Annotated in this window: 12 protein-coding genes; all 12 read left to right on the top strand. The window is 67.1% G+C overall.

Annotated features, from left to right (window positions below):
- On the top strand, nt 1–630 hold a 630-nt coding region (locus tag KTN05_RS18275), incomplete at its 5' end, for an FCSD flavin-binding domain-containing protein (RefSeq protein ID WP_254368310.1).
- Nucleotides 627–941, top strand: a complete 315-nt coding sequence (soxX, locus tag KTN05_RS16740; protein WP_217330522.1) for a sulfur oxidation c-type cytochrome SoxX — start codon at nt 627–629, stop codon at nt 939–941. The genes KTN05_RS18275 and soxX, both read left to right, overlap by 4 nt.
- The gene (locus KTN05_RS16735) at nt 938–1120 is read left to right on the top strand and encodes a hypothetical protein (RefSeq protein WP_217330521.1); all 183 of its coding nucleotides are present in this window, start codon (nt 938–940) and stop codon (nt 1118–1120) included. The genes soxX and KTN05_RS16735 overlap by 4 nt, the downstream gene beginning before the upstream one ends.
- Nucleotides 1090–1383: a thiosulfate oxidation carrier protein SoxY gene (locus KTN05_RS16730; RefSeq protein ID WP_217330520.1), complete on the top strand. Its 294-nt coding sequence runs from the start codon at nt 1090–1092 to the stop codon at nt 1381–1383. The genes KTN05_RS16735 and KTN05_RS16730 overlap by 31 nt, the downstream gene beginning before the upstream one ends.
- Nucleotides 1384–1515: 132 nt before the next feature.
- The gene (locus tag KTN05_RS16725; protein WP_217330524.1) at nt 1516–1704 is read left to right on the top strand and encodes a thiosulfate oxidation carrier complex protein SoxZ; all 189 of its coding nucleotides are present in this window, start codon (nt 1516–1518) and stop codon (nt 1702–1704) included.
- Nucleotides 1701–2447 carry a sulfur oxidation c-type cytochrome SoxA gene (gene soxA, locus KTN05_RS16720; protein ID WP_217330519.1) on the top strand — a complete coding sequence of 249 codons (747 nt, stop codon included), beginning with the start codon at nt 1701–1703 and terminating at the stop codon, nt 2445–2447. Before KTN05_RS16725 ends, soxA begins: the two co-directional genes overlap by 4 nt.
- Nucleotides 2448–2537: 90 nt before the next feature.
- Complete coding sequence (locus KTN05_RS16715) at nt 2538–3143, top strand: TetR family transcriptional regulator (protein ID WP_217330518.1); 606 nt, start codon at nt 2538–2540, stop codon at nt 3141–3143.
- Nucleotides 3122–3835, top strand: a complete 714-nt coding sequence (locus KTN05_RS16710; RefSeq protein WP_217330517.1) for an ABC transporter ATP-binding protein — start codon at nt 3122–3124, stop codon at nt 3833–3835. Before KTN05_RS16715 ends, KTN05_RS16710 begins: the two co-directional genes overlap by 22 nt.
- Before the next feature lie 77 nt (nt 3836–3912).
- The gene (locus KTN05_RS16705) at nt 3913–4722 is read left to right on the top strand and encodes an ABC transporter permease (RefSeq protein WP_217330523.1); all 810 of its coding nucleotides are present in this window, start codon (nt 3913–3915) and stop codon (nt 4720–4722) included.
- A 19-nt stretch (nt 4723–4741) separates the two neighbouring features.
- Nucleotides 4742–5419 carry a GntR family transcriptional regulator gene (locus KTN05_RS16700; RefSeq protein WP_217330516.1) on the top strand — a complete coding sequence of 226 codons (678 nt, stop codon included), beginning with the start codon at nt 4742–4744 and terminating at the stop codon, nt 5417–5419.
- 41 nt (nt 5420–5460) lie between these two features.
- Entirely contained in the window at nt 5461–7053 is a 1593-nt protein-coding gene (locus KTN05_RS16695) for a gamma-glutamyltransferase family protein (protein ID WP_217330515.1), read from the top strand.
- A gap of 77 nt (nt 7054–7130) precedes the next feature.
- Nucleotides 7131–7523, top strand: coding sequence for a hypothetical protein (locus KTN05_RS16690; protein ID WP_217330514.1), 393 nt, complete (start codon nt 7131–7133; stop codon nt 7521–7523).
- Nucleotides 7524–7744: the final 221 nt, after the last annotated feature.

The following is a 7744-nucleotide window of genomic DNA, read 5'->3' as shown; positions in this document are numbered from 1 at the left end:
CTTTATCCCGGCATGATCGAGCGGATCCCCGGCAGCGAATCCGGTGCGGTCATTGCCGTTGATGCCGCCACCCGCCGCATCTCGACCGCCTTCGATGATGTCGCCGCCACGGTCGCCAACATCATCCCGCCGCAAACGGCATCCGGGCTGCTGATCGCGGCGGGGCTGGACGACGGTCTGGGCTGGTGCCCGGTCGATCCGCTGAGCTTCGAAAGCAGGCTTGCGCCCGACGTTTATGTGCTGGGGGATTCCGCGTTGCAGGGCGACATGCCGAAATCGGCCTTCTCGGCGAACATGCAGGCCAAGGCCTGCGCCGCGGCGATCCTCGCCCGCTGGGACGGCGATGATCTGCAGCCCGCGCCGCTGATCAATGTCTGTTACAGCTTGGCCGCGCCGGGCTATGGTTTCTCAGTCGCGGATGTCTTTGCGCCCGGTCCCGACAAGACGACGCTGATGTTCGATCAGGCGCGCACGACCCCGCTGCGCGCCGCCCCGAGTTTCACCAGGCCGAAGCGGAATATGCACGATCATGGTACGATTCCATCACCTCGGAAATCTATGGATGAGCGCGCTCGTCCTCTCCCTCGCCGCGCCTGTCGGGGCGCAGGACCCGATGCGGCCTTGAATTGACGCGCGACTCCGACAAGGGCAACTGCTCGATCTGCCATCTGGTGCCGGGCATCGGCCTGCCGGAGGATGCGCAGGGGAATATCGGCCCCTCGCTCGCCGGCATCGGCTCGCGGCTGACCGCAAAGGAACTGCGGGAACGGATCACCGATGCGCGGATCGCCAATGCGGCCACGATGATGCCGCCCTATGGCACGACCGAGGGGCTGGTCGACGTCGATCCGCGCCATCGCGGCCGCCCGATCCTGACCCCGGATGAAATCGGCGACATCGCCGCCTATTTGTCCGGTCTGACACAGGCGGAAGCCCGATGATTCTCACCCGCCGAACCGCCCTTCTGGGCCTCGCCGCCACCATCCTGCCGCTGCCGGTGCGGGCGACACCAGCCGAGGTCGCCGCAGAGATCACGCGGCTTTTCGGCGCCGGCGCGATGGAGGAAGGGCTGATCACGCTGGGCCTGCCTTGGCAGAGACCGGCAATTCCGTTCCCCTGACCGTCTCCGTCGAAAGTCCGATGAGCGACGTTGACCGCATCATCCGGCTGGCGATCTTCGCTGAGGAAAACCCTCGCCCCCTGACCTGCGAGGCGCGTTTCGGCCCGATGGCGGCCGAGGCGCGGCTGGTGACCAACATCCGTCTTGCCGCCACGCAGACGGTCGTCTGCGTCGCCGAAAGATCCGACGACCGCCTGCTGGTCGCGCGGGCCGAAGTGCGGGTCGTCGTCGGCGCCTGCACCGCATTGCCGGGGAGGTACTGAGATGTTCAACACCCGCATCCGCGTGCCCGAGACCGCCGGCGAGGGCGAGACCGTCGAGATCAGGGCGATGATCATGCACCCGATGGATAACGGCTTCACCGTCACCACCCAGGGCGCGATGATCCCCTCGATATCATCACCGATTTCACCTGCACCCATCTGGATCAGGAGGTGCTCCGCATCCGTCTGGCGCCCGGTCTGTCGGCGAATCCGATGTTCTCGTTCCGGCTGCGGGCCACCCGCACGGGCAAGGTCGCCTTCACCTGGGTCGATCAGCACGGCACGGTGACGACCGCCGAAGCCCTGCTGACGGTCACATGATCCGCCACGCCCTGCTCGCCGCCGCGCTGACAACAGCGGCGCAGGCCGAGCCTCCGGTCTCGGGCTACGCGTTCATGCAGCCCGAGACACAGGCGCTGCAGGACGATGAATTCGCCAATCCGGGGATGCTGTGGGTCGATCTGGGCCAGCAGCTCTGGAACCGGCCCGAGGGCAGCGGCCAAAGCTGCGCCGACTGCCATCAAGGGCCGGAAACCCTGCGCGGGACCGGCAACCGTTATCCGGCGTGGTCGCCTGACGCGGGCCGGGTCATCAGCCTCGAACAGCAGATGAACATCTGCCGCCGCGACCGGCAGCAGACCGCCCCCCTGCCCTATGGCAGCCGGGATCTGCTCGCGCTCTCGGCGCTGGTCATGCACCAGTCGCGGGGCCTGCCGCAGGCGGTGGCGACGGATGGACCGGCCGCCGTAGCCTATGCGCGAGGTCGCGACTACTACCAGACCCGGCGCGGCCAGTTGAACCTCTCCTGCGCGAACTGCCATGACGAGCAGACCGGCAACCGCCTGCGCGGCGAGACGATCAGCCAGGGACATGTCAACGGCTTCCCGATCTATCGCCAGCTCTGGCAGGATATGGGCTCGGTCGGGCGGATGATCGCATGGTGCAACGAGGCCGTGCGGGCAACGCCGCTGCCGGAGGGATCGCAGATGGCAGTCGATCTGGAGCTTTACCTGCGGGCACGCGGCAACGGCCTCGCCATCGAAACCCCCGCCGTCCGACGCTGAGCGGTTTTGTCGCGGGGGCCGCGCCGGAACCCGTTTGGTCTTGAGAAGCCTGTCCTCTAGGCTGATCCGATCCCGAGGCGGGAAGGCAACGTGACGAATCCCATTCCCAGATCAGAACGGCCGCTGCGTTCGGACGCCACCCGCAACCGCGCCGCCCTGCTGGACGCGGCCGCGAAGCTTTTCGCCGAACGCGGCTTCGACGTCCCGATGGCCGAGATCGCGGCGACGGCGGGTGTGGGCCGGACGACGCTGCTGCGGAACTTCCCGACGCGGATGGAACTGGCCTCCGCGCTCTTCGAGCAGAGCATGGGCTGCATGCGGGCCCTCGCGGCCAGGCAGACCGGCCGGCCCGAAGATTTCGCGGAACTGTTCGACCTGAAGCTCCGCCTTTACATCCGCAATGGCGGACTTGCCGAAGCCGTGCAGAAGGAGAGCGGCGAAAGCGGCAGCTTCCACAACGAGCGGCGCGAGATCTCCGAACTGTTCCTGAACGCCGCCCAGCCCGCCATTCGCGCGGGCCGGATGCGCCCGGATGTGACGCATCAGACCTTCATGGTGTTGCAGCAGGCCATGGCCGGGGCGATCACCGGCGGAACCTCATCCGAGGACCGTGCCGAGCGCGCGCGGCTGTTCCGTTCGCTGATATTCGACGGGCTGATGCTGCCGCACCAGGCATGGCGGCCCTCACCGATGTAGATCTGGTGGTCCGCAAAGGCGAGTTCCACTCGGTCATCGGCTCGAGCGGGTGCGGTAAATCGACGCTGCTCAAGATCATGGCGGGGCTTCAGCCGCCCACCACCGGCACGGTGATGCTGGCGGGAACCCCTGTCATGGGGCCGCGCCCCGATATCGGGATGATGTTTCAGCAGGCCACCCTGCTTCCGTGGCGGACCACGCTGGAAAACATCCTGCTGCCGATCGAGATACGGGAGGGACGGCAGGCGTCACGAACGGCTACGGGACGGGCCGCGGCGCTGATGGAACTCGTCGGCCTCAAGGGGTTCGAGGACGCTTATCCAGCGCAGCTTTCGGGCGGCATGGCGCAGCGCGCCGCGATCTGCCGGATGCTCGCGACCGAACCGCAGATGCTGCTGCTGGACGAGCCGTTCAGCGCTCTGGACGAGATCACGCGCGACTTCATGAACATGGAGTTGCAGCGCATCTGCCTGGAGCGGGCCGCCTCCGCCTTCCTCGTGACCCATTCAATCGCCGAGGCGGTGATCCTGTCCGATGTGGTGCACGTCATGTCGGCCCGCCCCGGACGGGTCGTGCGCAGCATCCGCATCGACCTGCCGCGACCGCGCACGCTCGACATGGTGACCATGCCCGAATTCGGCGACTACGTGTCGCTGATCCGGGGCTTGCTCGACAAGGGGGCCTTCCTGTGACCGACATCTCCCGCAGCGATCTCGGCGCCGTTCCGACTACCGTCGGCCGCCCCGTCCCCACGGTCTGGCAGGAGAAGATGCCCTTGGGAAAGCGGCTGCCGCGCTGGCTCATGATGGCGGTGCTTATGGCGCTGTTTCTAGGGGTCTGGCAGCTGGTCACCTCGCTGCATCTGGTATCGCCGCTGATCCTGCCCTCACCGGGCGAGACGCTGGCCGATGTCGTGATCGTCGGCCGCAACCTGCTCGGCGGGGATTACATGCTCGGCCCATTGCTGATCACGGTTCAGGAGGTGGTCTGGGGTTTCCTGCTTGCCCTCGCCATCGGCGTCACCCTTGGCATCATCGTGGGGGAGACCGCGATCGGCGAGCGCGCGGTGATGCCCTATATCGTCGCCATCGACACCATGCCCAAGCTGGCCTTCGCGCCGCTGTTCGTCGCGTGGCTGGGCTTCGGGATCAGCTCCAAGGTGGCGCTGGCGGCTTTCATCTCGGTTTTCCCGATCGTCGTCGGCACGGCGGCGGGGCTGCATGCCGCTGACGAGAATGCGCGGATGCTGTTCCGCAGCATCGGCGCGACCCAACTCCAGACTCTCTTGAGACTCAAGATCCCGGCCGGACTGCCGCAGTTCTTCACCGGGCTGAAGATCGCCTCGATCAGCGTCGTCTCGGGGGCGATCGCGGGTGAGTTCCTGGGCGGCGGGCAGGGTTTCGGCGGGCTGATCCGGGTGGCGGCCAGCCAGCTCGACACGCCGCGCGTCTTCTCGCTGATCATCTGGCTCAGCTTCGTCGGGTTGATCATGTTCGGCCTCGTTTCGTGGATGCAATACCGCTTCGTCTTCTGGCACAGAACCGATACGCCCGGCGCAAGGGCGAACAGGCAGTTCTGAGAAACGGACGACGCAGACAATGGCGCAGCAGAAATCAAAGACAACCCTGGCCACGACGGTCTACCAACGGCTGCGGGCCGAGATCATCCACGGCCCGCTGCGCCCCGGCGAGCGGCTGCGCATCGAGGCGCTGGCCGACCGCTTCGAGGTGGGCAACAACGCGGTGCGCGAGGCGCTCTCGCGGCTCTCCTCGGAGCATCTCGTCGACCGACACGACCAGCGCGGCTTTGCGGTTTCCAGCTTCTCGCTGGGCGACTGGCGGGTGCTGGTCGAATCGCGCATCTTCCTTGAAACCAATGTGCTGCGATCCTCGATGCGCAACCGTACCGAAAGCTGGGAGGAAGAGGTCGCCCTCGCCTTCCACCGCCTCACGCGCACCCGCCGCGAGACCGCCGAGACCCCCGGCGAATGGGAAGAGGCGCACCGCGCCTTTCACCGCGCGCTGCTGGCCAATGCGGAATCGCACTGGCTTCTGTCCTTCTGCGAGGTGCTCGCCGATCAGGCGGCGCGTTACATCGCGATCTCGAACACCGAGCACGTGATCACACGCGACGCGCAGGCCGAACACGAGGCCCTGATGAAGGCAGTTCTTTACGGCAGCGAGGACGAGGCCTGCGACCTTCTCGCCAAGCACTACACGATGACCCTGCGCAATCTGGAAGGACAGTTCCTGTCCGAACCGGCTTCGCTCGATTGACACCGCGCCACGCGGCGCGCCTGCCAGACTGAAAGGTAAAGATGACCTACCCCGTCACGCCGCTCTACCCCTCCCGCCGTTCGCCGGTCATGGCTCGCAACACGGTCGCCTCCTCGCATCCGCTCGCGACCGAGGCGGGGCTGGCCGCGCTGCGCCAAGGCGGCAATGCCGTCGATGCGGCGCTTGCCGCCGCCATCACCCTGACCGTAGTCGAGCCGACCGGGAACGGCATCGGCTCGGATGCCTTCTGCATCCTCTGGGATGGGCAGCAGCTGCACGGGCTGAACGCCTCTGGCCGCGCGCCCGCCGGCTGGACGCCCGAGCGGTTCAAGGGTCATTCCATAATGCCGCGCCGCGGGTGGGAGTCGGTGACGACGCCCGGCGCCGTCTCGGCCTGGGTCGAGCTGTCGCAAAAGTTCGGCAAGCTGCCCTTCGCGGCGCTGTTCGATGCTGCCCTCGATTATGCCGAGAACGGCTTTCACGTCACCCCGGTGATCGCCAAGCAATGGCAGGTCGGCGCGGACGAGCTGCATGTCCAGCCGGGCTTTGCCGAGGCCTTCATGCCAGGCGGGAGGGCGCCTCGGGCCGGCGAGCTGTTCCGGCAACCCGATCAGGCGCGCACCCTGCGGCTGATCGCCGAAAGCGAGGGCGAGGCCTTCTATCGCGGCGAGCTGGCCCGGAAGATCGCCGACTTCGCCCACGCCCATGGCGCGGCGCTCGACGAGGCGGACATGGATGCCCATACGCTCGACTGGTGCGGCACGATCGAGATGGATTTCGGCGACGCCGCCCTGCACGAGATCCCGCCGAACGGACAGGGCATCGCCGCGCTCATGGCCCTCGGCATCCTGCGCCACACCGCCATCGCGGATCACGCCCCCGACAGCCCCGAGGCGCTCCATCTGGAAATCGAGGCGATGAAGCTCGCCTTCGCAGATATCCACGCCTTCGTGGCGGACGGGCTGCACATGGAGGAGGTCAAGGCCAGTCACCTGCTGGACCCGGACTACCTCGCCCGCCGGGCGACGCTGATCGACCCGGCCAGCGCCCTCGACCATCCCACGGGTGCGCCGAAAGATGGCGGAACGGTCTGCCTCGCCGCGGCCGACGCGTCGGGCATGATGGTGAGCTACATCCAGTCCAACTATTCGGGCTTCGGGTCCGGCGTGGTGGTGCCGGGCACCGGGATCGCCCTGCAGAACCGCGGCCACGGCTTCGTCACCACGCCCGGCCATCCGAACGAGGTCGGCCCCCGCAAGCGACCGTTCCACACCATCATTCCGGGCTTCATCACCCGGAACGGCGCGCCCGAGATGGCCTTCAGCCTGATGGGCGGGCCGATCCAGGCGCAGGGCCACCTGCAGATGATGCTGCGCACGCAGCTCCGGGGCCAAGATCCGCAGACGGCCGCCGATGCCCCCCGCTGGCGGGTGGTCAAGGGGCTCGAGGTGCTGCTGGAAAACACGATGGACGAAGACACGGTTTCCAGTCTAGCCGCTCTTGGCCACCGTATCGGGCGAGAGCCGCACGATGCCACCTTCGGCTTCGGCGGCGCGCAGCTCGTCCAGCGGATCGACGGCGGGTATGTGGCAGGCTCGGACCCGCGCAAGGACGGCTGCGCGGGAGGGTTCTGACGGCACGGCAGGCACCAGTAACGTAGGCAGTGTTCCGATCACACCATTGCAGCGTAGCTCCACGGCAACAGTTCGTCGTGCGGACGGGCTGCAGCCGGCAGACCGTCCTGCGCATCCTGCGCAACGAGCGCAACGATGTCTTCCGCGTCGGCGCAAGCTCGCTCGAGCCCTGGCTCGTCCTGCTCGACGAAGCCTGGTCGGGCGGCTGCCGGAGTGGCGCCGAGCTCTGGCGGCGTCTCCGAAGTGACGGTTTCGGTGGCAGCCTGCGCGTCGTCACCGAATGGGCCACCCGGCGGCGCCGCGCCGAAAAGGCGCCGGCAACCTCCCCGCGGAAGTGCCCACCCGCCCGGAAGATCGCGATGATGCTCACCGACAAGCGCGATCATCTCACCAGGGACGACGCGATCATCGTGGCGGTCCTCGAGAACGCCGTGCCCCTCCTCGCCGAGGCCCGTCATCTCCTTCGGTAACGGGGTCGTCTTGGTCAAGCAGTTTGAGCATGCGAGGCCAGCCGCTGAGGTGCGGCCTGTGTTTGCCTTTCATCCCATCCTGCTGTTGCCGCGGCCTTCGTCTGAGATCCCACCGGGTGCATGCTTGGTCCGTGGTCGGCGCGTTGGCCGCCAACATGATGCTGGTTCAATGCAATTCCGATGTGCCCATCTCATTGGCGTGCTCGACAAAGAGCGGCAAC

This window comes from Paracoccus sp. Z118 (assembly GCF_019061185.1).
Taxonomy (GTDB): Bacteria; Pseudomonadota; Alphaproteobacteria; order Rhodobacterales; family Rhodobacteraceae; genus Paracoccus.
The sequence above is the reverse complement of the archived record's forward strand: the minus strand, read 5'-3'. Positions and strand labels throughout refer to the sequence as shown.

Excerpts from the sequence above, each read along its gene's own strand:
- soxA (WP_217330519.1), top strand. The coding sequence starts at position 1,701 with ATGATCCGCCACGCCCTGCTCGCCGCCGCGCTGACAACAGCGGCGCAG.
- KTN05_RS16710 (WP_217330517.1), top strand. The coding sequence starts at position 3,122 with ATGGCGGCCCTCACCGATGTAGATCTGGTGGTCCGCAAAGGCGAGTTC.
- KTN05_RS16705 (WP_217330523.1), top strand. The coding sequence starts at position 3,913 with ATGCCCTTGGGAAAGCGGCTGCCGCGCTGGCTCATGATGGCGGTGCTT.
- KTN05_RS16735 (WP_217330521.1), top strand. The coding sequence starts at position 938 with ATGATTCTCACCCGCCGAACCGCCCTTCTGGGCCTCGCCGCCACCATC.
- KTN05_RS16700 (WP_217330516.1), top strand. The coding sequence starts at position 4,742 with ATGGCGCAGCAGAAATCAAAGACAACCCTGGCCACGACGGTCTACCAA.
- KTN05_RS16695 (WP_217330515.1), top strand. The coding sequence starts at position 5,461 with ATGACCTACCCCGTCACGCCGCTCTACCCCTCCCGCCGTTCGCCGGTC.